Annotated in this window: 23 protein-coding genes and 2 tRNA genes; 17 read left to right on the top strand and 8 right to left on the bottom strand. The window is 72.6% G+C overall.

Features of this window, described 5'->3' with window-relative positions; all coding sequences use genetic code 11:
- Positions 1–154: 154 nt before the first annotated feature.
- Positions 155–685: a DsbA family protein gene (locus QMF80_RS09595; protein ID WP_283451573.1), complete on the bottom strand. Its 531-nt coding sequence runs from the start codon at positions 683–685 to the stop codon at positions 155–157.
- A 166-nt stretch (positions 686–851) separates the two neighbouring features.
- Between QMF80_RS09595 and QMF80_RS09590 the strand changes: the two genes are divergently transcribed.
- Complete coding sequence (locus QMF80_RS09590; protein WP_283451571.1) at positions 852–1,313, top strand: hypothetical protein; 462 nt, start codon at positions 852–854, stop codon at positions 1,311–1,313.
- A gap of 69 nt (positions 1,314–1,382) precedes the next feature.
- Complete coding sequence (locus tag QMF80_RS09585) at positions 1,383–1,691, top strand: hypothetical protein (RefSeq protein ID WP_283451589.1); 309 nt, start codon at positions 1,383–1,385, stop codon at positions 1,689–1,691.
- On the opposite strand, the gene QMF80_RS09580 is transcribed toward QMF80_RS09585, so the two are convergent.
- A complete protein-coding gene (locus QMF80_RS09580) occupies positions 1,632–2,264 on the bottom strand; it encodes a CGNR zinc finger domain-containing protein (protein WP_283451569.1) in 633 nt (210 codons plus the stop codon). The genes QMF80_RS09585 and QMF80_RS09580 overlap by 60 nt on opposite strands.
- A gap of 232 nt (positions 2,265–2,496) precedes the next feature.
- Positions 2,497–2,910 carry an SsgA family sporulation/cell division regulator gene (locus QMF80_RS09575; RefSeq protein ID WP_030011909.1) on the bottom strand — a complete coding sequence of 138 codons (414 nt, stop codon included), beginning with the start codon at positions 2,908–2,910 and terminating at the stop codon, positions 2,497–2,499.
- A gap of 177 nt (positions 2,911–3,087) precedes the next feature.
- Here QMF80_RS09575 and QMF80_RS09570 point away from each other — a divergent pair, with 177 nt between their 5' ends.
- Together QMF80_RS09570 and QMF80_RS09565 are read left to right on the top strand one after the other, a co-directional pair.
- On the top strand, positions 3,088–3,543 hold the full coding sequence (locus QMF80_RS09570; RefSeq protein ID WP_283451536.1) for a TIGR02611 family protein: 456 nt from the start codon (positions 3,088–3,090) through the stop codon (positions 3,541–3,543).
- Between the two features lie 59 nt (positions 3,544–3,602).
- Positions 3,603–3,674: transfer RNA gene (locus QMF80_RS09565), tRNA-Val, on the top strand.
- Between the two features lie 57 nt (positions 3,675–3,731).
- Here QMF80_RS09565 and QMF80_RS09560 read toward each other — a convergent pair.
- Entirely contained in the window at positions 3,732–6,152 is a 2,421-nt protein-coding gene (locus QMF80_RS09560; protein ID WP_283451534.1) for an SCO7613 C-terminal domain-containing membrane protein, read from the bottom strand.
- Between the two features lie 111 nt (positions 6,153–6,263).
- On the opposite strand from QMF80_RS09560, the gene QMF80_RS09555 reads away from it, so the two are divergent.
- A complete protein-coding gene (locus QMF80_RS09555; RefSeq protein WP_283451532.1) occupies positions 6,264–6,722 on the top strand; it encodes an SRPBCC family protein in 459 nt (152 codons plus the stop codon).
- A gap of 39 nt (positions 6,723–6,761) precedes the next feature.
- Positions 6,762–6,833: transfer RNA gene (locus QMF80_RS09550), tRNA-Val, on the top strand.
- 135 nt (positions 6,834–6,968) lie between these two features.
- Here the strand turns inward: QMF80_RS09550 and QMF80_RS09545 are convergent.
- Positions 6,969–7,694 carry a 3'-5' exonuclease gene (locus QMF80_RS09545; protein ID WP_283451530.1) on the bottom strand — a complete coding sequence of 242 codons (726 nt, stop codon included), beginning with the start codon at positions 7,692–7,694 and terminating at the stop codon, positions 6,969–6,971.
- Between the two features lie 236 nt (positions 7,695–7,930).
- Between QMF80_RS09545 and QMF80_RS09540 the strand changes: the two genes are divergently transcribed.
- Positions 7,931–8,515, top strand: coding sequence for a DUF4365 domain-containing protein (locus tag QMF80_RS09540; protein ID WP_283451529.1), 585 nt, complete (start codon positions 7,931–7,933; stop codon positions 8,513–8,515).
- The gene (locus QMF80_RS09535) at positions 8,515–9,765 is read left to right on the top strand and encodes a hypothetical protein (protein ID WP_283451527.1); all 1,251 of its coding nucleotides are present in this window, start codon (positions 8,515–8,517) and stop codon (positions 9,763–9,765) included. The genes QMF80_RS09540 and QMF80_RS09535 overlap by 1 nt, the downstream gene beginning before the upstream one ends.
- 9 nt (positions 9,766–9,774) lie before the next feature.
- On the opposite strand, the gene QMF80_RS09530 is transcribed toward QMF80_RS09535, so the two are convergent.
- Positions 9,775–10,317 carry a GNAT family N-acetyltransferase gene (locus QMF80_RS09530; protein ID WP_283451525.1) on the bottom strand — a complete coding sequence of 181 codons (543 nt, stop codon included), beginning with the start codon at positions 10,315–10,317 and terminating at the stop codon, positions 9,775–9,777.
- A 127-nt stretch (positions 10,318–10,444) separates the two neighbouring features.
- Between QMF80_RS09530 and thrS the strand changes: the two genes are divergently transcribed.
- Together thrS and QMF80_RS09520 are read left to right on the top strand one after the other, a co-directional pair.
- Positions 10,445–12,424, top strand: a complete 1,980-nt coding sequence (gene thrS, locus QMF80_RS09525) for a threonine--tRNA ligase (protein WP_283451523.1) — start codon at positions 10,445–10,447, stop codon at positions 12,422–12,424.
- An 83-nt stretch (positions 12,425–12,507) separates the two neighbouring features.
- Positions 12,508–13,068 carry an HIT family protein gene (locus QMF80_RS09520; RefSeq protein ID WP_283451521.1) on the top strand — a complete coding sequence of 187 codons (561 nt, stop codon included), beginning with the start codon at positions 12,508–12,510 and terminating at the stop codon, positions 13,066–13,068.
- 110 nt (positions 13,069–13,178) lie between these two features.
- On the opposite strand, the gene QMF80_RS09515 is transcribed toward QMF80_RS09520, so the two are convergent.
- Both QMF80_RS09515 and QMF80_RS09510 read right to left on the bottom strand, forming a co-directional pair.
- Positions 13,179–14,834 carry an AbeC-like domain-containing protein gene (locus tag QMF80_RS09515; protein WP_502962809.1) on the bottom strand — a complete coding sequence of 552 codons (1,656 nt, stop codon included), beginning with the start codon at positions 14,832–14,834 and terminating at the stop codon, positions 13,179–13,181.
- A gap of 181 nt (positions 14,835–15,015) precedes the next feature.
- Positions 15,016–17,313, bottom strand: coding sequence for an elongation factor G-like protein EF-G2 (locus QMF80_RS09510; RefSeq protein ID WP_283451518.1), 2,298 nt, complete (start codon positions 17,311–17,313; stop codon positions 15,016–15,018).
- 295 nt (positions 17,314–17,608) lie between these two features.
- Here QMF80_RS09510 and pgsA point away from each other — a divergent pair, with 295 nt between their 5' ends.
- The 7 genes from pgsA (at position 17,609) to QMF80_RS09475 (ending at position 23,736) form a co-directional block, all read left to right on the top strand.
- The gene (pgsA, locus tag QMF80_RS09505; protein ID WP_283451516.1) at positions 17,609–18,352 is read left to right on the top strand and encodes a phosphatidylinositol phosphate synthase; all 744 of its coding nucleotides are present in this window, start codon (positions 17,609–17,611) and stop codon (positions 18,350–18,352) included.
- On the top strand, positions 18,352–19,359 hold the full coding sequence (locus tag QMF80_RS09500) for a phosphatidylinositol mannoside acyltransferase (protein WP_283451514.1): 1,008 nt from the start codon (positions 18,352–18,354) through the stop codon (positions 19,357–19,359). Before pgsA ends, QMF80_RS09500 begins: the two co-directional genes overlap by 1 nt.
- Complete coding sequence (locus tag QMF80_RS09495) at positions 19,356–20,537, top strand: glycosyltransferase family 4 protein (RefSeq protein WP_283451512.1); 1,182 nt, start codon at positions 19,356–19,358, stop codon at positions 20,535–20,537. The genes QMF80_RS09500 and QMF80_RS09495 overlap by 4 nt, the downstream gene beginning before the upstream one ends.
- Positions 20,538–20,712: 175 nt before the next feature.
- Positions 20,713–21,252 carry a LemA family protein gene (locus QMF80_RS09490; RefSeq protein WP_283451511.1) on the top strand — a complete coding sequence of 180 codons (540 nt, stop codon included), beginning with the start codon at positions 20,713–20,715 and terminating at the stop codon, positions 21,250–21,252.
- A gap of 128 nt (positions 21,253–21,380) precedes the next feature.
- Positions 21,381–22,292, top strand: coding sequence for a pyridoxal 5'-phosphate synthase lyase subunit PdxS (gene pdxS, locus QMF80_RS09485; RefSeq protein ID WP_283451509.1), 912 nt, complete (start codon positions 21,381–21,383; stop codon positions 22,290–22,292).
- A gap of 12 nt (positions 22,293–22,304) precedes the next feature.
- Positions 22,305–22,898 (top strand): pyridoxal 5'-phosphate synthase glutaminase subunit PdxT, encoded by a 594-nt coding sequence (pdxT, locus tag QMF80_RS09480; protein ID WP_283451507.1) that lies wholly within the window; start codon positions 22,305–22,307, stop codon positions 22,896–22,898.
- A gap of 85 nt (positions 22,899–22,983) precedes the next feature.
- On the top strand, positions 22,984–23,736 hold the full coding sequence (locus QMF80_RS09475; RefSeq protein ID WP_283451505.1) for a YebC/PmpR family DNA-binding transcriptional regulator: 753 nt from the start codon (positions 22,984–22,986) through the stop codon (positions 23,734–23,736).
- The last annotated feature ends 112 nt before the right edge of the window (positions 23,737–23,848 follow it).

Here is a 23,848-nt window from a genome sequence, read left to right as displayed (position 1 = left end):
GCCTTCAACTCGTCATCGATCCGGGCATAGAGTGCTGTTGCGAGGGTGTTCACGTCGTTCTTCACACATCGACACTGGACGCCCTCGTGCCATGTCCGCAGGCCATCCCTTGGACTCATTCATCTAGTGCCGTGACCAGGCGTGCGGCCCGCGCTCAGGCGGGGTGCGCGAGGAGCCGGTCGGCGATCTCCGTGATCCGCTCGCGCAGCCCCTCCTGGCTCTTGCCGCCGTCCAGCCGCTCCCCGCCGATGACGTACGTCGGCGTACCGGTCACGCCGATCGCCTTGCCCTCGGCCTGGTCCGCGTCCACGATCAGGATGTGCCTGCCGTCGATCAGCGCGACCTCGAACTCCTCGACGTCCAGCGACAGTTCACGGGCCACGTCGAGCAGCAGCGCCTCACCCCGGCCGGTCAGCTCGGCCGTGCGCGCGAGCACCGCCTCGGCGTACGGCCAGCCCTGGCCCTGGGCCACGGCCTCCTCGGCGGCCTGCGCCGCGGCGAAGGCGTGCTTGTGCTTCTCCAGCGGGAAGTGGCGCAGCACGATGTCCAGCCGCTCGCCGTACGCGGCCCGCAGGGCGCGCACGTCGTCGAGGGCGCTGTGGCAGTCGGGACACTGCAGTTCGCACCAGACCTCAAGGGTCACGGGGGAAGGGGCGGGGGAGCCTGCGGGCTGGGAATCGGTCATACGGACAGTCTCCCAGCCCCCGTGCGGGCCCCCGACCGCGACCTGGGGAGGAGGGGCGACCCGGAGATCTCCCGGAGATCGGCCCCGTATCGGTCCGGCGCATGGCCGCGGCGGCCGGCCCCGGTGCACGATGGAGGGGACGTATCGCCCAGGGCTGGAGGAACCCATGCTTGCCGAGACCATATGTTCCGCGGTGTCCGCGGCGGGCCTGGGCATCGCGGCCCTGACCGCGTACCGCAAGCGCTTCCTGGCCGCGACGCGGATCGCCGCGTACGCGCTGGTCCCCGTGGCCCTGGTGATGACCGGCCTGATCGATTGGGTGTCCGGGATCGCGTTCAAGCCGACGGTCTGGGCCGGGTTCGGGCTGCTGGGCTTCGCCTGGCTGCTCTTCATGGTGACCCGCGCCGTCGAACGGCGGAGGCTGGGCCGGGACGGCGAGGAACCCGCCGAGGTGGCGGGAGCGGAGCGGCCGGGCCGTTCCCGGCAGCAGCCGGTGGTCGCGCCGACCGCGTCGGCGCCCTCGCTGGGGGCCGGTGCGGCCCCACAGGCGGCTCCCCGACGGGCCGCCGCGGCGCCCACCGAGGATTTCTCCGACATCGAGGCGATCCTGAAGAAACACGGGATCTGACGAACTCCCGCGTCATTGTTGGCGTGTTGAGGGGCGAATCGGCGCGTACTGCGTCATCATCGCCCCGACATGCCCGACACTTCGCCGGGTGAGCCGCCGGTTCCGGTCCCGGCCCTCGTTCCCGCTGCCGCGCCCGCTCCGGTGCCCGCCCCCACCCGATCCGCCGTGCCGTCCGTGCCCGCGCCCGCGCCGCGTGAGCCGCCCGTGCCGCTTGGGCCCGCGCCCGTGCCGCCCCCGCGGCGCGCGGTGGAACACGTACCGCCCGAAGAGGCGCGAGGGTGTCTCTTCGCGCTCTCCCAGCCGCCGCTGATGATCTTCCTAACGGTGATCGGCACCCTGCTGATGCTCGCCGCCGTGCACGACCTGTTCCTGCTCTGACCCCGGCTCCGGCGACTCCGCCCCGGCCTCCTTGCGGCGGGCCCGGTACGCCGCGACGTGCAGCCGGTTCCCGCAGGTGCGGCTGTCGCAGTAGCGCCGTGAACGGTTGCGCGAGAGGTCCACGAAGGCCCGTCGGCAGTCCGGCGCCTCGCACCGGCGCAGTCGCTCGTGCTCGCCGGAGACCACGATGAAGGCGAGCGCCATCCCGCCGTCCGCCGCCAAGTGGTCGCCGACCGAGGCGCCCGGCGCGAAGTAGTGCACGTGCCAGTCGTAGCCGTCGTGGTCGGTCAGCTGCGGGGTGGTGCCCGCCGTCGCGACCAGCTCGTTGATCAGTACGGAGGCCGCACGGGAGTTCGGCGCCGCGAAGATCTGCGCGAATTTGGCGCGGACCGCGCGCACCCCGGAGAGGTCGCGGGCGCTCAGCTCGCCGACATCACTGATGGCGAACTCGTGGACGAAGGCGCGCAGCGCGCCGATGTCCGCCAGCCCGTCGGCCGCGCCCGCCTCGGGCGCGCTGTTCACCACGGCGACGACGACGTCCAGTGCGCGCCGGGTGTCGTGGGGGATCTGCACGGGTGCTCCCTGGGGGCCGGGCCTGCTGCGGCGCGGAGATCACCCGCCGCTGGTCGCCGACTTTAGCGGGTCCCCTCAGAATCGGTCCCGGTCGAGCGCCGCGCCCCGGACGCGCAGCGGCGCCGTCCGCGCGGGTGGCTCCCGCGAGAACAGCGCCGGTACTGACGTATGTGGTTGTCCGACCCGCACCGTCGCCCCGAGTCGGACGGTGTCGAGCGGTGGTAGGCCTGGCTCAGCTTTCGGCCAGGATGTGGGAGAGCTCCTTGTCGAGGTCGAAGTGCCGGTGCTCGGTCCCGGGTGGGACCGCGGCGTCCGTCCGCTTGAGGAACGACTCGAGTGCTCGGGCGGGTGCTTCGAGCAGTGCTTCTCCCTCCGGTGAGCTCAGGGCGATGCATACGACGCCCTGACCGTGGCTGCGGGACGGCCAGACGCGGACGTCGCCGGTACCGGTGGGCCGGTGGAGGCCCTCCGCGAGGAGATCGCGGGCGAATACCCATTCGACCGTCTCCTCTGCGCCGGTGTGGAAGGTGGCGTGCACGGCGTAGGGGTCGGCCGTGTCATACCGCAGGCCCGCGGGTACAGGCAGTGAGGACTCGCTCGACACAACGAGGCGCAGGTGCAGCTCGCAGCTGACCGTGGTGTTCATAAGCGCCAGGGCCTTTCGCTCAGTGTGCGCTCGGGGATTCGCACGTCGGCGAAATCGACATGCCACCTACGGTGCCGTTGTAAACCCCTCTGACCGTTTTGCGGACCTCTGGGTCCCTCGGACGGCGGATCGAATCGACGATTCACCTGTGCATCCGGCTCGGGTAGATTCGACCCCATGAATACGGGGAGTAACCGCGAGAACCACGAGTCCGCGAACAGCGCGTCGCCGGAATCCGCCGATTCCACTCCGACGGAGGAGGAGCGCCACGTCTCGAAGGCGCCCGCCTTCATCCAGGCCCGCCGGAGCCTGCACCTGAGCTGGCAGGTCGGCGTCTTCGTCGTCGGCCTGGCCGTCATCGCCGCGGGCATCGCCATGCTCGTCCTGCCCGGCCCGGGCTGGGTCGCGATCTTCGCGGGCCTCTTCATCTGGGCCACCGAGTTCGCCTGGGCGCAGGTCGTGCTGCGCTGGACCAAGCGCAAGGTCACCGAGGCGGCCCAGAAGGCCCTCGATCCGAGGGTCCGCCGCCGCAACATCATCCTGACCAGCGTCGGCCTCGTCATCGCGGGCGCGCTGATCGGTTTCTACCTGTGGAAGTACGGGCTCATGCTGCCCTGGAACATCAAGAAGTAGCCGCCGTCCGGCGATGGTGAGGGGCACCGCTGACATGCGGTAATGTTTGCGGTGCGTCCGGGCGATTAGCTCAGTGGGAGAGCACTTCGTTCACACCGAAGGGGTCACTGGTTCGAACCCAGTATCGCCCACCCGGACCAGAGGCCCGGAGACTTCACCGTCTCCGGGCCTCTGTCGTTCCCCGGCACTCACCCCAGCTTCCCGAGGGCCGCCCGCAGCCGCCGCGCGTCCCGCAGCCGCTTCTCGTACGTGGCCCCCACCGCCAGCAGCAGGGCCCCCGCCAGGGCCGGCGGCAGCCACCGCGGCAGCGCGCCGACCAGCTGGAGGACGTACGGCGCCAGCTCGTGCAGCGCCACCAGCCCCAGCGTGACCCCGCCCAGCACCAGCGGGGCCTGGAGCCGCCCGCGCGCACCGCCCAGGGTCACCGCGAGCGCGCCCAGCCCCAGCAGCAGCGGGCGCGGACCGTACGGATCGGCCCAGACCGCGATCAGGCTCGGCAGCAGGGTCGCCGCCAGCCCCGGACCGTACGCCGCCCAGGAGCGGGCCACCGGGTCGCGGCGCCGCCGCAGCCACCCCACGACCAGCGCGGGCACCGTCACCGGCAGCGTGTACGCCTCCGGCAGGCTCACCCCGGACGCGGCCAGCCGCACCCAGGCCGCCGCCAGGAACAGCGCCCCGGCCGCCCAGCCGGCCCGGCGCCGGTCCGCCCGTACGGCCGCCTCCGCGCACACCACGCCCGCCAGGCCCAGCACCAGCGCCAGCGAGGGCGCGTGCCCCGCCCCCAGCGCCACGGCCAGGGCCAGGCCCCCGGCGACGGCTCCGGCCGCCTCCACCGGGACCCGCACCGCCCCCGCCCGGGGCCCCCCGGCCGCCGCGGCGGCCGGGACCAGCAGCAGGAGGAGCGGCCACTGGCGCACCGGCAGTTCCAGTACGGCCGCCAGCGCGAGCAGCAGCCCTGTCGCGTACCCGGCGCCCACCACGGCCGCCACCGCCCGCGCCGCCACCGGACGCCCGTACGCCGCACCCGCCGCACCCAGCGCGCCCAGCGCCGCCCCCACCGCGAAGGTCGCCGTACGCCCGTCCAGCGCGGCCACGGACACGCTCGCGGCCCCCACCGCCCCGCACGCCCCCGCCGCGATCCGGACCCCGGCGGCGGCCGACGGCAGCGCCAGGCCCACGGCCACCACCAGCGCGCCCGCCGTCACCAGCAGCTGGCCCCCGAGCACCGCGGCCACCGGCAGCCCGTACACCAGCGGGGCCGCGAACAGCGCGGCCCAGCTGAGCACCCCCGCGACCACCCGGGCCTCCCCACGGCCCGAGGCCCGCTCCAGCCACAGCGCCACCCCGGCCGCGATCAGCGCCAGCGCCAGCACCGGCGCCCCCGGCAGCCCCTCCGTCACCCGGGGGCTCCCCGCGTCCCACACCGCGCCCAGCACGGGCCCCGGCGCCGTGAACACGGGCAGCGTCATGATGACCGCGACCACCCCCACGACCCCCGCCACCAGCACCGCGGCCCCCGCCAGTCCCCGGCGCACCAGCGCCGGCAGAGCGCTCAACCGCGGCGCCGCCAGCAGCGGCAACGACACCAGTACGCAGCCCACCAGGGTCCACGCGGAACCCCGGGGGACCACCAGCGTCTGCGCGGCCAGCGTCCACACCAGGCCCCCGGCCCCGGCCAGCAGCGGCGCGAGCGGCTGCGGCCGGATCCGGCAGGCCACCACCACCGGGAGGGCACCGGCGGCCACCAGCAGCGCGCCCGCCGCCAGCCGGCCCGCCGACGTGTGCGCGCCGGCCGCCAGCGCCAGCCCGACGCCGACGGCGCCCAGCCCCGCGAAGGTCCCCAGCACCCCGGCCACGATCCGCACCGCGGGCCACACCCGGGGCCGCCGCGCCCCCGCGGGCCCCGCCCACAGCCCGAGCGCCGCGTCCAGCGCCGCCACCAGCAGCAGCGTCCAGCCGCCCGCCGCCGCACCGAGGTGCCCGGCCAGCGCGGCGCACGGCAGGGTCCACTGCGCGGCCGTCAGCGCGAGCGGCAGCGGCAGCCGCAGCTTCCGCAAGGTCATCCCGTACCCCGCCCACAGCAGGGCGAGCCCACCGGAGGCGCCCGCCGCGTACCAGGCGACCGGCACGTCCCCGAGGGCCACCGCGTACAGCGCGTACACGTCCAGCACCGTCAGCAGCAGCCCCACCGCCGCCACCGACTCGGCGGTCGAGACCAGACCCCGGCGCAGCAGCGGCGCGGGCACCGCCAGCGCCGCGCTCGTCAGGACGGCCAGCACCAACGAGCGCCCACCGATGCCCAGCGCCCCCCAGCTGACCAGGGTGAAGGCGAGCGCGGCCACCGAGAGCAGCACCGCGCCCAGGATCAGCAGCACGTTCTGCGCGCCCGGCGCCGAGGTCTCCCGGGCGGGCGGCGGCGGACCCCAGCCGGGCCCGGCGGGCGCAGCGAGCGGCCCGGGCACGGTGCGCACGGGCGCCGCCGCCGGCGTGCTCAGCAGCCGCAGCAGCCAGTCCCGGCGCGCGAGCAACAGGAGGCGCCTGGCGTCGAGCTGGGCCAGTTCCCGTTCGATGAGTGCCAGCTCCGAGGCGGGTGGCAGCGGATTGTCCATGCTGCGCAGTGTGGCGCCGCTCACGCCCCGGGGACATGGGTGCGCCTACTCATCCGGGTGCTCATCGCCGACTGAGTACCGCGCCGCGCGCCGGGAGTTCACACTGGGCGCATGGACTGGACCCACTACCGCTTCCGCAGTGTCTGGGACCTCGCGGCCCCGCCCGTGCGGGTCTACGCCGTGCTGGAACGCGCCGAGGAGTACCCGTGCTGGTGGCCTCAGGTCCGCGGCGTGCGGACCGCGGGCCCGCGCACCGGGACCGCCACCTTCCGGTCCCTCCTGCCGTACGAGCTGGAGGTCACCGTCACCGAGCTGCTGCGCGACCCGGCCACCGGAGTGCTGGAGGTGGCCCTGAGCGGCGACCTCGAAGGCTGGGCGCGGTGGACCGTACGGCCGCGCCGTGGCGGGACCCGGGCCCTGTACGAGCAGGAGGTCGAGGTCCGGCGGGCGCTGATGCGGCGGCTCGCGGTGCCCGGGCGGCCGGTGTTCCGGCTCAACCACGCCCTGATGATGCGGTCCGGGCGGCGCGGGCTCGACGCCTTCCTGGCGGGGCGGCCGGAAGCGGTTTGAACGCACGGCCCGGGGGCCTGTATTGTTCAGTGCGTTCCCGGGCGATTAGCTCAGCGGGAGAGCACTTCGTTCACACCGAAGGGGTCACTGGTTCGATCCCAGTATCGCCCACCGGGACAGGCCGGTCCGTCGAAAGACGGACCGGCCTTCCGCATTTCCCGGGTCGGCTTTCCGGGCCTATCCCGGCCTTGTTTCCCGGCCTTGTTTCCGGGCCTGTTTTCCGGGCCTGTTTTCCGGCTCGCGCGGCTATGCCGCCGCGGGCAGATCCGGACGCAGCGGCCAGTGCGGATTCACCGGCTCCGGAGTGCCGTTGCGCGTGAACCAGGCCTGCAGCCCCCGCGCCTGTGCCGCGTGCCACACCATCTGCAAGGTGTGCAGCTCGGCCGGGGACAACCGCTCCAGCCGCCCCGCGAACCGGCGCCCCACCGCCCGGACCAGTTCCAGGGAGGCCATCGCGTCCGCCGCCGCGTCGTGCGCCGCCTCCAGCTCTATCCCGTAGTGCGCGCACAGGTCCGTCAGCGTACGGCGGCCCTTGCGGTAGCGGTCCAGATGTTTGTCCAGCACCCGCGGATCCAGCACGGTCAGCGGCCGCTCGTCCAGATAGCGGTTCAGCGAGGACGCCCGGTGACGGCGCAACTCCCGGTCCAGCAAGGTCAGATCGAAGGGCGCGTTCATCACCACCACCGGCCGCCCCGCAGCCTGCTGCTCCGCGAGGGCCTGGGCTATCTCGTCCACGACCGGCGCGGGCCAGCGCCCGTTGCGCTGGAGGTGGTCGTCGGTCAGACCGTGCACTTCCGTCGCGCCGGGGGGAACCGGAATCCCCGGGTTGACCAGCCACCTGGTGGAGCGGGCCCGGCCGCCCGCACACTCCTGCACGACGAGCGCGGCGGACACGATCCGGTCCCGCTCGACGTCCACCCCGGTGGTCTCGGTGTCAAATGCGGCCAGCGGGCCCTCGTACCAGCGCGTCATGGCGAACTCCTCGTCCCCGATCGGCAGATGGGCTCCTACGCCTGTGGCGCGCGACCCCTGCCCGCATCGGTGATACCCGCGCTGTTTGCCGTGTACGCCGTTTGCGGGCAGTCGGGTGCGGAGACAACTTCCTTGGGGGACCGCACGGATGAGCGACCGTCATGGGCGCACCACCGTCACACCACCGCTGCCCCCGCCCCACGAGCACGTCGCAGAGCCCGAAAGGCACGGGAGCCATGGCGCTCGCGCATCCCGAACCGGGCGGGGCGCCGTACGGGCGGACCGACCCGGGAACCCTGACCGGACCGCTGCGCGGCACACTCGCCACCACCGCCTGCATGGAGACCCTCCAGGTGGGCTACCTCCACGCCGTCGCGGCCGCGGCGGGCTGCTCCCTCTCCCAGCCCTTCCCGGACAACGGCATCGACTGGCACGTCAGCCACGGATCGCCCGAGCACTCCATCGACGACGAGGTCACCGTCAAGGTGCAGCTGAAGGCCACCTACCAGACCTCGCCGGATCCGCCCGGGCCCACCTTCGCCTTCACCCTCGACAACGAGCACCTGGTCAAGCTCGCCCGGACCCCGGTCGCGGTGCACAAGATCCTCGTCGTGATGCTCGTACCGCGTGAGCGCGCGGACTGGCTGAGCGCCGGGCCCGACCGGCTCGACCTGCGGCACTGCTGCTACTGGACCAACCTGGCCGGGCACCCCGTGACCGGCAGGCGCCGGACCACCGTACGGATACCGACCGCGCGGATCTTCGACGACCGGGCGCTGTGCGAGATCATGACCCGGGTCGGGTCGGGAGGGACACCCTGATGAACTGGCCGCACCTGGAGCCCCTGGCAGCACCGGAGTTCACGGATCCCGCCCAGGTGGAGGCACCCGACCCCGCGCGGGTCGACCCCGCCGTCCTCGGGGCCCTGCTGCGGCGGCACGGCTGGCTGCGCCGGGGCGGCGCCGCCGGACGGTACGGGCGGTGGACCCCGCCCGGGCTCGCCGGGACCAGCCTGCTCGTCCCCGAGAACCGGGCCTTCCCGGACTGCGCCGACCTGGTCGAAGAGGCCCTGGCCGCGCTCTCGCGCAGCGGGCTCCCCTCGGCGCGCGAGGTGCTGTACGGGCTGAGCGTGCCCAGTGACGAGATCCGCTGGATCCGCGAGATACCCGAGGCGCAGGGGCTGTACGGACCCGGGGGCGAGGCTTCCTGGGCGGCCCAGGAACAGCTCCGCACGGCGGCCCGGCACCTGCTGCTGGCCGGGGCCCTGGCCGACCGGGCCCGGGCCGGATACCACGGCGCCCGCCACCGCGCGCAGGCCGAACGCGCCCTGGACGGCGTGCTGGTGGGCCCGGCACCCGGCGGCCGCAGGCTCACCGCCTACGTTCCTGTCGACGGCGGGCGCGGACCGGTGACCCGGCTGCACCACGCGCTGCACGCGGCCCGCGAAGCCGTCGACTACCAGCGGGCCACCGGGGGCATGGAGGCCTTCGACGCCGCCGTCGAGGCGGGCGTCAGCCGGGAACTGGCGGACGCGCTGATCGCTCTGGTCCGCGGCTCGGGAGGCGCCCGCATCGCGCTGGCCTGGGCCCCGGCGGCCGGGGTCCCGGCGGGCTGCGCGGCCCGGCCGGAGCCCGTGGAGTTCTCCCCGGGGGACCTGCCCGTGCTGCGCGAGGCGGCGGCCCGCTACACCCGCGACGAGCCCGCCGTGGCGGTCCGCGTCGCGGGGGCCGTGGTGCGGATGCGGCGCTCGGACCCCGGCGGCGGGGGCACGGTCCGGCTGCGCGTGCTCTCGGGCGCGGAGGTCCCGTACGTCCGGGCCGACCTCGACGAGGAGGCGTACCGGGTCGCGGGCCACGCCCACCTCGTGGGCCTGCCGATCCGGCTCAGCGGCAGGCTCCAGCGGCGAGGCGGGTTCCGGCGGCTGACGGACGCGGCGGACGTCACCCCGGTCCGGCTGGACGAGGTGGAGCGGGACCGGCTGATGAAGTCCCTGTACGCGGACCTCCCGGTGGCCGAGGAGCTGCCCTTCGAGGACGCCGAGGAGGACGGGGAGGGGAAGGGGGGCGGCTGAGCCGGGACGCTACGGCCGGGGTCCCGACCGGCCGGGGCGGACGAAGGAGGCCATCCGCAGGCCGGGGACGGGCGAGAAATCCGCGCCCCGGACGAAACCCAGCCGCTCGTACAGGGTCACGGCGGGCCCGTTCGCCGCACCGGTGGCGACCTCGGTCTCGCGGCCGGGGAACACCTCGTGCGACAGGTGGCGCAGCAGGGCGGAGGCGACGCCCCGGCGGAACCAGTCGGGGTCCACGCACAGCCGGTCGATCGAGACCCGGCACCGCTCGTCCTCCTCTACCCAGGCGAGGAACCCGGCCACCTGACCGGACCCGGAGACCGCCCCGAGCCAGTTCAGCGGCCTGCCGCGCATCTCCGCCAGGCTCTCGCGCAGCGCCGGGATGGCGTCGAAGCCGATGAGGCCGGCCTCGATCGCGTAGGCGGCCCGGCCGATCCGGTGCACGGAGGCGGCGGTCGCGTCGTCGGCCAGGTTCAGAGGGTGGACGAGAAGGGGGACGCGGGAGCCGGTGGGGGGTCCGGATACGGGTCCGGATACAGGTGTGCCAGTCACGCGCCCCACGGTACGTCCGCCCCCGGGCCGGGAGCCGCGAAGTAACCGTTTAGCGGCTGAGCGGTCCGGCTCGGTACGATTCAGGCGCGCAGTGTTCGCTCGCGCACCCCTGAGTCAGGAGAGACCGGTGTCAGACGTCCGTGTGATCATCCAACGCGATTCCGAGCGGGACGAGCGCGTGGTGGCCACGGGCACTACGGCGGCCGACCTCTTCCCCGGCGAACGCACCGTCGTCGCCGCCCGGATCGCGGGCGAGCTGAAGGACCTGGCGTACGAGGTCAAGGACGGCGAGACCGTCGAGCCGGTGGAGATCTCCTCCGAGGACGGTCTCAACATCCTGCGCCACTCGACCGCGCACGTCATGGCGCAGGCCGTACAGGAACTCTTCCCCGAGGCCAAGCTGGGCATCGGGCCGCCGGTCCGGGACGGCTTCTACTACGACTTCGACGTCGAGAAGCCCTTCACCCCCGACGACCTCAAGGCCGTCGAGAAGAAGATGCAGGAGATCCAGAAGCGCGGTCAGCGCTTCTCGCGCCGCGTCGTCACCGACGAGGCGGCGCGCGAGGAGCTCGCGAACGAGCCGTACAAGCTCGAACTGATCGGGCTCAAGGGCTCGGCGGCGACCTCGGACGACGGCGCGGACGTCGAGGTGGGCGGCGGCGAACTGACCATCTACGACAACTTCGACGCCAAGACCGGCGACCTGTGCTGGTCCGACCTGTGCCGTGGCCCGCACCTGCCGACCACCCGCAACATCCCGGCGTTCAAGCTGATGCGCAACGCGGCCGCCTACTGGCGCGGCAGCGAGAAGAACCCGATGCTCCAGCGCATCTACGGCACCGCGTGGCCGTCGAAGGACGAGCTCAAGGCCCACCTCGACTTCCTCGCCGAAGCCGAGAAGCGCGACCACCGCAAGCTCGGTGTCGAGCTGGACCTCTTCTCCGTCCAGGACGAGATCGGCTCCGGCCTCGCCGTCTTCCACCCGCGCGGCGGTACCATCCGCCGGGTCATGGAGGACTACTCGCGCAAGCGGCACGAGGAAGAGGGCTACGAGTTCGTCTACACCCCGCACGCCACCAAGGGCGCCCTCTTCGAGAAGAGCGGTCACCTGGACTGGTACGCGGACGGCATGTACCCCCCCATGCAGCTCGACGGTGGTATCGACTACTACCTCAAGCCCATGAACTGCCCGATGCACAACCTGATCTTCGACGCGCGCGGCCGCTCCTACCGTGAACTGCCGCTGCGGCTCTTCGAGTTCGGCACGGTGTACCGGTACGAGAAGTCGGGCGTGGTGCACGGCCTGACCCGCTCGCGCGGGTTCACCCAGGACGACGCGCACATCTACTGCACGAAGGAGCAGATGGCGGAGGAGCTGGACCGGACCCTCACCTTCGTCCTGAACCTGCTGCGCGACTACGGTCTGAACGACTTCTACCTGGAGCTGTCGACCAAGGACCCGGAGAAGTTCGTCGGCTCGGACGAGGTCTGGGAAGAGGCGACCGAGACCCTGCGCCAGGTCGCCGAGAAGCAGGGCCTGCCGCTGGTCCCGGACCCGGGCGGCGCCGCGTTCTACGGCCCGAAGATCTCGGTCCAGTGCCGCGACGCCATCGGCCGTACCTGGCAGATGTCGACCGTGCAGCTCGACTTCAACCTCCCGGAGCGCTTCAACCTGGAGTACACCGGCCCCGACGGCACCAAGCAGCAGCCGGTCATGATCCACCGCGCGCTGTTCGGTTCCATCGAGCGGTTCTTCGCCGTGCTGCTGGAGCACTACGCGGGTGTCATGCCGCCGTGGCTGGCCCCGGTCCAGGCGGTCGGCATCCCGATCGGCGACGCGCACATCGAGTACCTGCAGGAGTTCGCCGCCGAGGCGAAGAAGAAGGGCCTGCGGGTCGAGGTGGACGCCTCGTCCGACCGGATGCAGAAGAAGATCAGGAACCAGCAGAAGCTCAAGGTTCCGTTCATGATCATCGTCGGCGACGAGGACATGGCGGCGGGCACCGTCTCCTTCCGCTACCGCGACGGCTCGCAGGAGAACGGCGTCGCCAAGGCCGAGGCCCTGGCGAAGCTGGTCAAGGTCGTCGAGGACCGCGTCCAGGTCTGACCCTTCCCCCGTTCACGCGGGGTTCGGCCCCCGGGAAGTGATCACTTCCCGGGGGCCTTCCTCGTTCGTCACGGCAAGGTCATATGCTGCATCCCATGACGAGTGAGCCGGAGCAGCAGATCGGTGTGGGCACGCAGGACGCGTTCCAGCGACTGTGGACGCCCCACCGGATGGCGTACATCCAGGGAGAGAACAAGCCGACCGGTCCGGAGGCCGGGGACGGCTGTCCCTTCTGCGGGATTCCGGAGATGTCCGACGCGGACGGGCTGATCGTGGCCCGCGGCAAACACGTCTACGCGGTCCTGAACCTCTACCCGTACAACGGCGGACACCTCATGGTCGTCCCCTACCGGCACGTCGCGGACTACACCGAGCTGGACGGTCCCGAAACGGTGGAGCTGGCCGACCTCACCAAGCGGGCCATGGTCGCGCTGCGCAAGGCGTCCGGGGCGCACGGCTTCAACATCGGGATGAACCAGGGCGCCGCCGCCGGCGCCGGGATCGCCGCGCACCTGCACCAGCACATCGTGCCCCGCTGGGGCGGCGACACGAACTTCATGCCGGTGGTCGGGCACACCAAGGTGCTGCCGCAACTCCTCGCCGACACCCGGCAGATGCTCGCCGACTCCTGGCCGGTCGACTAACCGTACGGGCCCCGGCCCACGGCTCTGCCGTACTGCTCGGTCGTACTGCTCGGTGTACGGCTCTGTCGTACGGGCCGCCGCGCGGTCCGCGGCCCGTACGGCTGCCGGGCCTACACGTCGTACGCGTCGGCCTTGCGCGGCGAGGGGTCCTGGACCATGCCGCTGACGATCATCGAGCGGTTGACGAACCGCTCCGTGTCGACGCCGTTCTCGTCCAGCACCCGCATCGCGGCCGCGTGCACCGCCCGCAGCACGGGGGTGGCGGTGCGCATCGCGTCGTCGGCCATGAAGCGGTGCCGCCACATCGAACCGGCCCACACGTGCCGGACCCCGAAGGGCTCGGGCAGGACCAGCTTGCCGCCGAGGAAGTCGAGCAGCGGCGGGTACCAGCTGAAGGGCGCCCGGACCGCGAGCCGGACCACCTCGGAGGCGTCCACCAGGGCGTGGGTGCGTTCGGTGGTCTCCCAGAAGCGGACGGCCTTGGCGACCTCGGTCGTCTTGCGCGCGGACTTGGTGGTGAACAGGCCGTGCACGGGTCCGAGGGAGTGGGCGGTGACGTCGATGCGCAGGGTCTTGTAGAGCACGGTGACGGTGACCATCATCGTGATCACCAACTGGCCGTCCCACAGGGGCCACTGGACGCCGAGGTAGTGCCGGTTGCCCGCGCCGAACTGCTGCTCGTTGCAGATCCGGGTGATCTCGTGCTGTTTGATGAGGAAGGTGTCGACGTCCTGGCCGGTGGGGCGGGACACCTCCTTGGCACCCTCGCCGACCGGGGTGACGATCCAGTGGGTGATCGAGGGCGGCGGGAAGCCGCCGGTGTGCAGGGGGCCGCGTTCGAGCATGCGCAGCTGGTCGTGGATCGCGCGTATGACGTCCCAGCTGCGGAAGGGGTGGATGTCGATGCCCTCGGTCTTCGGGGCGAGGTCCTCGGCGAGCTGCCAGCTGCCCCACCGGGTGCCCATGCCGAGGATGCCCTTGGGACCGGCGTAGAAGACGGAGTTGCTGCGGCCCTCGGCCGTGAGTTTGGCGAGCTGTTGGCGCAGGTCCTCGCGGGACTTCTCGTCTGGGTTGCCGGGCACCGCCTCGGGGATCTTGGCGCCGACGGAGACGCCGCCGAGCAGGCCGTCCCAGCGGGCCCGCATGTCGGCCGCGGCGGCCTCGCAGAGGCGGCTGGCCAGGAACCACCCCGCGACGGGCGCGAGGATCATCGCGCGCAGGTAGAGGCCCCAGAACCCGGTGAGCGGCAGCCGGAACATCAGCACGGCCACCCCTATGCCGATGCCGACGAGGAGCGCCGTGCCCGCCCAGGAGGCGCGCTTGCCCCCGCTGCCCGCGAGGGTCTTGCGGATCTGGAACATGCCGAGCCACAGGAGCAGCCCGGGCAGGAAGAGCAGTCCGCAGACCAACATGATCAGGCGGAGCTTGCGGTCGCGTTCCTTGCGCAGGCGGGAGGCGGCGAGGCAGTGCTCGACGACGGTCTGCGGGTCGGCGCCGAAGGCCTGGATGAGGGGTTTGCGGCTCGCGCCGAGCATCCGGGCCTCGACGGCGCGGCAGAAGGCCTCGCCGAAGTTGGGTTCGAAGAGGGAGAGCTTGCCCTTCTTCACCGCGGATTCGTAGTGCTCGTTGTTGGCTTTGAGTATCTCGTCGGGCTTGCCGTCGCGGTACGCGGCGGAGGCGAGCGCGTTGGTGGCAGCCGTCTGGCCGCCACCGCCCTGGAGGGGGATCTGCGCCCCCGGCCTGAAGTCGAAACCGTCGTCCGCCACCGCTGCCCCCATCGCTGTGCCTTCGTGCCGTGCCCGGCCGTGCCCCACCCGGGGCTACTGCTCTGTGTCATGCCCCGGTCCGCCGAGCCTGAAAGAGCCTAGCGACGCTCGTCTCCCCATGGTCATGGGACAGGGAAATACCGCCCACCGCAAGCGGGTTGGGTGGGCGGCAGTCCGTACGCTATGTCAAGTGGCTTCCCTTCTGAGCCTGTTCCCGCAGCTTGACCGCGACCTGCGGCGGCATCGCCTCGTGACGGGCGTACGTACGGGTGAAGCCGCCGGTGCCGTGGGAGACCGAGCGCAGCTCCACGGCGTAGCGGGCGATCTCCAGCTCGGGGATCTCGGCGCGGACCACGCTGCGCCCGGGGCCCGCCTGTTCGGTGCCGACGACCCGGCCGCGACGTCCGGCGAGGTCGCTCATGACGGGTCCCACGTAGGCGTCGGGGACCAGGACGGTGAGTTCCGCCACGGGTTCGAGGAGATGGATCGGGCCCGCGGCGGCCGCCTCGCGCAGGGCGAGGGCGCCCGCGGTCTGGAAGGCGGCGTCCGAGGAGTCCACGGAGTGCGCCTTGCCGTCGCGCAGCGTGATCCGTACGTCGACCAGTGGGTATCCGGTGGCGGCGACGCCGCGGGCGGCCTGGGCCCGTACGCCCTTCTCGACGGACGGGATGAACTGGCGCGGGACGGCGCCGCCGACCACCTTGTCCACGAACTCGATGCCGCTGCCCGGCGGGAGCGGTTCGACGTCGATCTCGCAGATGGCGTACTGGCCGTGGCCGCCCGACTGTTTCACGTGGCGGCCGCGGGCGCTGGAACGGGCGCCGAAGGTCTCGCGCAGGCTGACCTTGTGGGGGACCGCGTCGACCTGGACGCCGTAGCGGCTGCGCAGCCGTTCGAGGGCGACCTCCTGGTGGGCCTCGCCCAGACACCACAGGACGAGCTGGTGGGTGTGCGGGTTCAGCTCCAGCCGCATGGTGGGGTCCTCGGCGACGAGCCGGGCCAGCCCCTGGGAGAGCTTGTCCTCGTCGGCCTTGCCGTGGGCCTCGATGGCGAGCGGGAGCAGCGGGTCGGGCATCGCCCAGGGCTCCATGAGCAGGGGGCGGCCCTTGGCGGAGAGGGTGTCGCCGGTCTCGGCGTGCGTGAGTTTGGCCACGCAGGCGAGGTCTCCGGCGATGCACTGGCCCAGGGTGCGCTGCTGTTTGCCGAAGGGGGCGGTGAGGGTGCCGACGCGTTCGTCGGCCTCGTGGAGGGCCCGGGGCCGTGCCGCGTCGGGGCCGGGGTGGCCGCAGACGTGCAGGGTGTCCTCGGGGCGCAGGGTGCCGGAGAAGACGCGGACGAGGGAGACCCGGCCGACGTAGGGGTCGGAGGAGGTCTTGACGACCTCGGCGACGAGCGGGCCCGCCGGGTCGCAGGTGACGGCGGGGCGCGGGGCGCCGTCGGGGGTGGTGACGGTGAGGGCGGGGCGTTCGAGGGGGCTGGGGAAGCCGCCGGTGATCAGCTCCAGGAGTTCGACCGTACCGAGGCCCTGGCGGGCGCCGTCGGCGGCGGGGGCGGCCATCAGGACGGGGTGGAAGCTGCCGCGGGCGACGGCGCGTTCGAGGTCGTCGACGAGGGTCTTGACGTCGATGTCCTCGCCGCCGAGGTAGCGGTCCATGAGGGTCTCGTCCTCGCTCTCGGCGATGATCCCCTCGATCAGGCGGGCCCGGGCCCCGGTGATGAGCGACAGCTCGGCGGGGTCGGGGTCGCGTTCGACGCGCTCGCCCGAGCCGTAGTCGTACACCCGCTGGGAGAGCAGGCCGAGGAGGCCGGTGACGGGGGCGTGGCCGTCGGGCCCGGCGGGTCCGTGGAGCGGCAGGTACAGGGGGATGACGGCGTCGGGGTCGTCGGCGCCGAAGGTCTCGCCGCAGACCGCGGCCATCCGGCCGTAGTCGGCGCGGGTCCCTTCGAGGTGGGTGACGACGATGGCGCGGGGCATGCCGACGGCCGCGCATTCGTCCCAGACGGTCCGGGTGGCGCCGGAGAGGCCGGGCGGCGCGTCGGAGCCGTACGTGCCGTACGGGCCGCCGTGTGCGGCGTCAGGGGCGTCGCCGGGCTCCGCTGCCTGGCCCGCTTCGGCCGCCGAGACGACGAAGAGGGCCGCGTCCGCGGCGCGCAGACCGGCCCTGAGCTCTCCGACGAAGTCGGCGTATCCGGGGGTGTCCAATACGTTGATCTTGATGCCGTCCCAGGCGACGGGGACGAGGGAGAGCTGGACCGAGCGCCGTCGCCGGTGTTCGATCTCGTCGTAGTCGGAGACGGTCGCGCCGTCCTCGACCCGTCCGGCCCGGCCCACGGCCCCGGCGGTCAGGGCGAGGGCTTCGACCAGGGTGGTCTTGCCGGCTCCGCTGTGGCCGACCAGCACCACGTTGCGTATCGAGGAGGGGCGGTCGGCCGTCAGTGCCCTGCCCGCGGCTCCGGCTTGGTGTGCTTTGTCACCCATGATTCTCGTGCCTCCCGGTGTGACGGTGAGGTGGGATCCTTCGAGCTTTGCACCGGTGTCACACCGCGTCCATACGTCGCACCCCTGCGGGGCCGCCGCACCCGGCCGGAGCGGCCGCCGGAGCGGCTGGCGAACCGGCCGCCGGGGGTCCGCCGGCGGGTCCGCGCGAGGGGAAGCGGGTGACGCCGGGGGGCCTACCGGTGGGTGCGCGGCGGTGCGGGCCCCCGGCGCTGGCTACGATGGGCCAGCCGGTGGCCGTGGTGGCCGTGCGGCCCAGCGACCCCCTGGGAAGGCCATGCTGAACAAGTACGCGCGTGCATTCTTTACGCGTGTCCTCACACCGTTCGCCGCGTTTCTGCTCCGTCGGGGGGTGAGCCCGGACGCGGTCACCCTGATCGGCACGGCCGGAGTGGTGGCCGGAGCGCTGGTCTTCTTCCCGCGCGGAGAGTTCTTCTGGGGCACGATCACGATCACCCTCTTCGTGTTCTCCGACCTGGTCGACGGGAACATGGCGCGGCAGGCCGGAGTCTCCAGCCGGTGGGGCGCGTTCCTGGACTCGACGCTGGACCGGGTGGCGGACGCCGCGATCTTCGGCGGCCTGGCGCTCTGGTACGCCGGATCGGGCCACGACAACATGCTGTGCGCGGTGGCGATCTTCTGCCTGGCGAGCGGCCAGGTGGTCTCGTACACCAAGGCCCGGGGCGAGGCGATCGGGCTGCCGGTGGCCGTGAACGGGCTCATCGAGCGCGCGGAGCGCCTGGTGATCACGCTGGTCGCGGCCGGCCTGTCGGGTCTGGAGACCTTCGGCGTGCCCTCGTGGATCGGGGTGCTGCTGCCGGTGGCGCTGTGGGTGGTGGCCGCCGGTTCGCTGGTGACGCTGATCCAGCGGGTGGTGACCGTGCGCCGGGAGGCCGCGGAGGCCGACGCGGCGGCTGCGGTGTCGGCGGCCGAGCTGTCGGCGGCCGAGCTGTCCGAGGCCGAGGTGTCCGAGGCCGAGCTGTCCGAAAAACCCGGCGTGACCGAGGGCGGAGCGACCTGATGGGCGCGTTGACGGACAAGCTGACGGACGGGGCCTTCGGGCTCGGCTGGGCCGGGGTGAAGAAGCTCCCGGAGCCCGTGGCGGCCACGCTCGGCCGCGTGATCGCGGACCGGGTCTGGAAGCGGCGCGGGAAGAGCGTGCTGCGGCTGGAGGCGAACCTGGCCCGGGTGGTGCCCGGGGCGGGGCCGGAGCGGCTGCGGGAGCTGTCCCGGGCGGGCATGCGCTCGTACATGCGGTACTGGATGGAATCCTTCCGGCTGCCCGCGATGAACAAGGAACGTTTCCGCCGGGAAGTCGAGATGCGGGACGAGCACGTTCTGCTCGACGGCATGGCCGCCGGGCGCGGTGTGATCATCGCCCTGCCGCACCTGGCCAACTGGGACCTCGCCGGGGCCTGGGTCACCAGCCACCACGGCATCGCCTTCACCACGGTCGCGGAGCGGCTCAAGCCGGAGAGCCTGTACGACCGGTTCGTGGCCTACCGCGAGAGCCTGGGCATGGAGGTGCTGCCGCACAGCGGCGGCGCCGCCTTCGGGACCCTCGCCCGCCGGCTGCGCTCGGGCGGGCTGGTCTGCCTGGTCGCCGACCGCGACCTGTCCGCCTCCGGGGTCGAGGTGGACTTCTTCGGGTCCACCGCGCGGATGCCCGCCGGGCCCGCGCTGCTCGCGCAGCAGACGGGCGCGCTGCTGGTGCCGGCGACGCTCTGGTACGAGGACAGCCCGATGATGCGGGGCCACTTCCACCCGCCGGTCGAGGTGCCCGAGCGGGGCACCCGTACGGAGAAGACCGCGGCGATGACACAGGCGGTGGCCGACGCGTTCGCCGCCGGGATCGCCGAGCACCCCGAGGACTGGCACATGCTTCAGCGCCTGTGGCTGGAGGACCTGGAACCCCGGGAGCCGGGGGCGTCGCCGTCCGCGGAGCGGGAGCCCAGGCCGTCCGGGGACCGTCCTGAGCCGTCGTCGTCGCCGTCGCCCTCCGCGGACCGCCGGGAGGGCGCCGAGTGAAGATCGGGATCGTGTGCCCGTACTCCTGGGACGTCCCGGGCGGGGTCCAGTTCCACATCCGCGACCTGGCGGAACACCTGATCGGCCGGGGCCACCAGGTGTCGGTGCTCGCCCCCGCGGACGATGACACCCCCCTGCCCCCGTACGTCGTCTCGGCGGGGCGCGCGGTGCCGGTGCCCTACAACGGCTCGGTGGCCCGGCTGAACTTCGGCTTCCTCTCGGCCGCGCGGGTACGCCGCTGGCTGCACGACGGAACCTTCGACGTCATCCACATCCACGAGCCGACCTCCCCGTCGCTGGGCCTGCTGGCCTGCTGGGCGGCCCAGGGCCCGATCGTGGCCACCTTCCACACCTCCAACCCGCGCTCCCGGGCGATGATCGCCGCCTACCCGATCCTGCAGCCCGCGCTGGAGAAGATCAGCGCGCGGATCGCGGTGAGCGAGTACGCCCGGCGCACGCTGGTGGAACACCTCGGCGGGGACGCCGTCGTCATCCCCAACGGCGTCGACGTGGACTTCTTCGCCTCCGCCGAACCGAAGGCCGAGTGGGGCGGCGGCACGCTCGGCTTCATCGGCCGGATCGACGAGCCGCGCAAGGGGCTGCCGGTGCTGATGGCCGCCTTCCCGAAGATCGTGGAGGCGTGCCCGGACGTACGGCTGCTGGTCGCGGGGCGCGGTGACGAGGAGGAGGCGGTGGCCACGCTGCCGCCCGCGCTGCGGGAGCGGGTGGAGTTCCTGGGCATGGTCTCCGACGAGGACAAGGCGCGGCTGCTGCGGAGCGTCGACGTGTACGTCGCCCCCAACACCGGCGGTGAGAGCTTCGGGATCATCCTGGTCGAGGCGCTGTCGGCCGGGGCGGCGGTGCTGGCCTCCGACCTGGACGCCTTCGCGCAGGTCCTGGACCAGGGGACGGCGGGCGACCTCTTCGCGAACGAGGACGCCGACGCGCTGGCGGCGGGCGCCGTCACCCTGCTGCGGGACCCGGACCGGCGGGCCGGGCTGAGCGAGCGCGGGTCCGCGCACGTGCGGCGCTTCGACTGGTCGACGGTGGGGGCGGACATCCTGGCCGTGTACGAGACGGTGGCCGACGGGGCCGCGTCCGTGGCCACCGACGAGCGGGTCGGCCTGCGGGCCCGCCTCGGCCTCACCCGGGGCGCGACCCCGTCGTCCTTCTCCTGACCCCACCCGCCGGGCCTCCGGACGGGGGGTACCGGACATCTGCGCCGCAGCGGCCGGACGTGCCGGGGCCGGCGTCACGGCACCGGCCCACCGCGCCCGCCGGACGCGGCGGGGCGCGGCGGGGCCCGCCGGGGTCGGGCCGCGGGCCGCCCGCGGGCCGGTAGAGTCGCCGCCCGTGATCGAAACCCTCGTATGGATCGCCCTGGCGCTCGGCGCCATCGGGGTCTACCTCAGCTGGACCGCCGGCCGTCTCGACCGGCTGCACTCGCGGATGGACGCCGCCCGCGCCGCGCTCGACGCGCAGCTCGTGCGCCGGGCCTCGGTGGTATTGGAGGTGGCCACCTCCGGCGTGCTGGACCCCGCGTCCTCCCTCGTGCTCTACGAGGCCGCCCACGCCGCCCGCCAGGCGGAGGAGGAGCACCGGGAAGTGGCCGAAAGTGAACTGAGCCAGGCCCTGCGCGCGGTCTTCGAGGACGCCGATCAGGTCGAGGCGGTCAAGGAGGCCCCCGGCGGCGAGGTCGCCGCGGAGGAGCTGGCGGCGGCCGTGCGCCGGGTGCCGATGGCCAGGCGGTTCCACAACGACGCCGTCCGCGCGGCCCGCGCCCTGCGCCGCCACCGCAAGGTCCGCTGGTTCCGGCTGGCCGGTCACGCACCCTTCCCGCTGGCCTTCGAGATGGACGACGAACCCCCGGTCTTCCTGGCCGACCGGCCCTAGATCCAGTCGCCGACGGACCGGCCCGCGCCACCACCAGGGGCCACCGGCTGCACATTGGCCCTTGCAGTGGACTGGTCCGGGGATGTTTGCTCGGTCCAGTACCCGTCTTTCTCGAATGAGGTCACACCGTGAGCACGCTTTCCCACACCCCGCAGACCCCTGAGACCGGCACCGCACGCGTGAAGCGCGGTATGGCCGAGCAGCTCAAGGGCGGCGTGATCATGGACGTGGTCAACGCCGAGCAGGCGAAGATCGCCGAGGACGCCGGCGCCGTGGCCGTCATGGCCCTGGAGCGGGTTCCGGCCGATATCCGCAAGGACGGCGGGGTCGCCCGCATGTCCGACCCGAACATGATCGAAGAGATCATCGCGGCCGTCTCCATCCCGGTCATGGCGAAGTCGCGCATCGGCCACTTCGTCGAGGCCCAGGTGCTCCAGTCCCTCGGCGTCGACTACATCGACGAGTCCGAGGTCCTGACCCCGGCCGACGAGGTCAACCACAGCGACAAGTTCGCCTTCACGACCCCCTTCGTCTGTGGCGCCACCAACCTGGGCGAGGCCCTGCGCCGCATCGCCGAGGGCGCGGCCATGATCCGTTCGAAGGGCGAGGCCGGTACCGGCAACGTCGTCGAGGCCGTCCGTCACCTGCGCCAGATCAAGAACGAGATCGCCCGCCTGCGCGGCTTCGACAACAACGAGCTGTACGCCGCCGCCAAGGACCTGCGCGCCCCGTACGAGCTGGTCAAGGAGGTTGCCGAGCTGGGCAAGCTCCCCGTGGTGCTGTTCTCCGCCGGTGGCGTGGCCACCCCCGCCGACGCCGCGCTGATGCGCCAGCTCGGTGCCGAGGGCGTCTTCGTCGGCTCCGGCATCTTCAAGTCGGGCGACCCGGCCAAGCGCGCCGCCGCCATCGTGAAGGCCACCACCTTCTACGACGACCCGAAGATCATCGCGGACGCCTCGCGCAACCTGGGCGAGGCCATGGTCGGCATCAACTGCGACACCCTCCCCGAGTCCGAGCGCTACGCCAACCGCGGCTGGTAGGGCATTCCACTCATGAACAACCCCCCGGTCATCGGCGTCCTGGCACTCCAGGGCGACGTACGGGAGCACCTGATCGCCCTGGCCTCGGCGGACGCCGTGGCCAGGCCGGTCCGGCGCCCCGAAGAACTCGCCGAGGTCGACGCCCTGGTGATCCCCGGCGGCGAGTCGACGACCATGTCGAAGCTCGCCGTGCTCTTCGGCATGCTGGAGCCGCTGCGCGAGCGCGTACGGGCCGGGATGCCGGTCTACGGCACCTGCGCGGGCATGATCATGCTCGCCGACAAGCTGCTCGGGGGCCGTGAGGACCAGGAGACGCTCGGCGGCATCGACATGATCGTCCGGCGCAACGCCTTCGGCCGTCAGAACGAGTCCTTCGAGGCCTCCATCGAGTTCGCGGGCATAGCGGACGGCCCGGTCGAGGGCGTCTTCATCCGCGCCCCCTGGGTCGAGTCGGTCGGCGCGGCGGCCGAGGTGCTGGCCACGTACGACGGCCACACCGTCGCCGTGCGCCAGGGCAACGTGCTGGCCACCTCCTTCCACCCGGAGCTGACGGGCGACCACCGCGTCCACGCGTACTTCGTCGACATGGTGCGCGCGGGGTCCTGAACCCGCAGGGTCCTGAACCGGTCCCGGGAGGAGTCCCGGTAGGATCTGTGGCGAACACCGTTGGTTACGCGAAGGAGACAGGCAGATGTCCGGCCACTCTAAATGGGCTACGACGAAGCACAAGAAGGCCGTGATCGATGCCAAGCGCGGCAAGCTCTTCGCGAAGCTGATCAAGAACATCGAGGTCGCGGCGCGTACCGGCGGGGCCGACCTCGACGGCAACCCGACGCTCTTCGACGCCGTCCAGAAGGCCAAGAAGAGCTCCGTCCCGAACAAGAACATCGACTCCGCGCTCAAGCGCGGTGCCGGTCTCGAAGCGGGCGGCGCCGACTATGAAACGATCATGTACGAAGGCTACGGCCCCAACGGTGTCGCGGTGCTCATCGAGTGCCTCACCGACAACCGCAACCGTGCCGCCTCGGACGTGCGCGTCGCCATGACCCGCAACGGTGGCTCCATGGCCGACCCGGGTTCGGTGTCCTACCTGTTCAACCGCAAGGGCGTCGTCCTGCTGCCCAAGGGCGAGCTGAGCGAGGACGACGTGCTCGACGCCGTGCTCGACGCGGGCGCCGAGGAAGTCAACGACCTCGGCGAGCAGTTCGAGATCATCAGCGAGGCCACCGACCTGGTCGCGGTCCGTACGGCGCTCCAGACGGCCGGCATCGACTACGACTCGGCCGACTCCAACTTCCTGCCGACCATGCAGGTCGAGCTGGACGAAGAGGGCGCCCGCAAGATCTTCAAGCTGATCGACGCACTGGAGGACAGCGACGACGTGCAGAACGTCTTCGCCAACTTCGACGTCAGCGACGAGGTCATGGAGAAGGTCGACGCCTGATCGGCGCCGATCCACACGCTCGTACGACGGGCCGCCGGGGACACCCCCGGCGGCCCGTCGGTGTGTGCGCACCCGATGTCAGTGCGGCCCTATAGCCTGCACGAACGGACGA

This window comes from Streptomyces sp. G-G2 (assembly GCF_030063135.1).
Classification (GTDB): domain Bacteria; phylum Actinomycetota; class Actinomycetes; order Streptomycetales; family Streptomycetaceae; genus Streptomyces.
The sequence above is the reverse complement of the archived record's forward strand: the minus strand, read 5'-3'. Positions and strand labels throughout refer to the sequence as shown.

Excerpts from the sequence above, each read along its gene's own strand:
- QMF80_RS09545 (WP_283451530.1), bottom strand. The coding sequence starts at position 7,694 with ATGACGCGCTGGTACGAGGGCCCGCTGGCCGCATTTGACACCGAGACC.
- QMF80_RS09500 (WP_283451514.1), top strand. The coding sequence starts at position 18,352 with ATGGGCGCGTTGACGGACAAGCTGACGGACGGGGCCTTCGGGCTCGGC.
- QMF80_RS09570 (WP_283451536.1), top strand. The coding sequence starts at position 3,088 with ATGAATACGGGGAGTAACCGCGAGAACCACGAGTCCGCGAACAGCGCG.
- QMF80_RS09575 (WP_030011909.1), bottom strand. The coding sequence starts at position 2,910 with ATGAACACCACGGTCAGCTGCGAGCTGCACCTGCGCCTCGTTGTGTCG.
- QMF80_RS09520 (WP_283451521.1), top strand. The coding sequence starts at position 12,508 with ATGCTGCATCCCATGACGAGTGAGCCGGAGCAGCAGATCGGTGTGGGC.
- QMF80_RS09560 (WP_283451534.1), bottom strand. The coding sequence starts at position 6,152 with ATGGACAATCCGCTGCCACCCGCCTCGGAGCTGGCACTCATCGAACGG.
- pdxT (WP_283451507.1), top strand. The coding sequence starts at position 22,305 with ATGAACAACCCCCCGGTCATCGGCGTCCTGGCACTCCAGGGCGACGTA.
- QMF80_RS09585 (WP_283451589.1), top strand. The coding sequence starts at position 1,383 with ATGCCCGACACTTCGCCGGGTGAGCCGCCGGTTCCGGTCCCGGCCCTC.
- QMF80_RS09540 (WP_283451529.1), top strand. The coding sequence starts at position 7,931 with ATGGCGCTCGCGCATCCCGAACCGGGCGGGGCGCCGTACGGGCGGACC.
- QMF80_RS09535 (WP_283451527.1), top strand. The coding sequence starts at position 8,515 with ATGAACTGGCCGCACCTGGAGCCCCTGGCAGCACCGGAGTTCACGGAT.
- QMF80_RS09590 (WP_283451571.1), top strand. The coding sequence starts at position 852 with ATGCTTGCCGAGACCATATGTTCCGCGGTGTCCGCGGCGGGCCTGGGC.
- QMF80_RS09510 (WP_283451518.1), bottom strand. The coding sequence starts at position 17,313 with ATGGGTGACAAAGCACACCAAGCCGGAGCCGCGGGCAGGGCACTGACG.
- pgsA (WP_283451516.1), top strand. The coding sequence starts at position 17,609 with ATGCTGAACAAGTACGCGCGTGCATTCTTTACGCGTGTCCTCACACCG.
- QMF80_RS09555 (WP_283451532.1), top strand. The coding sequence starts at position 6,264 with ATGGACTGGACCCACTACCGCTTCCGCAGTGTCTGGGACCTCGCGGCC.
- QMF80_RS09595 (WP_283451573.1), bottom strand. The coding sequence starts at position 685 with ATGACCGATTCCCAGCCCGCAGGCTCCCCCGCCCCTTCCCCCGTGACC.
- QMF80_RS09475 (WP_283451505.1), top strand. The coding sequence starts at position 22,984 with ATGTCCGGCCACTCTAAATGGGCTACGACGAAGCACAAGAAGGCCGTG.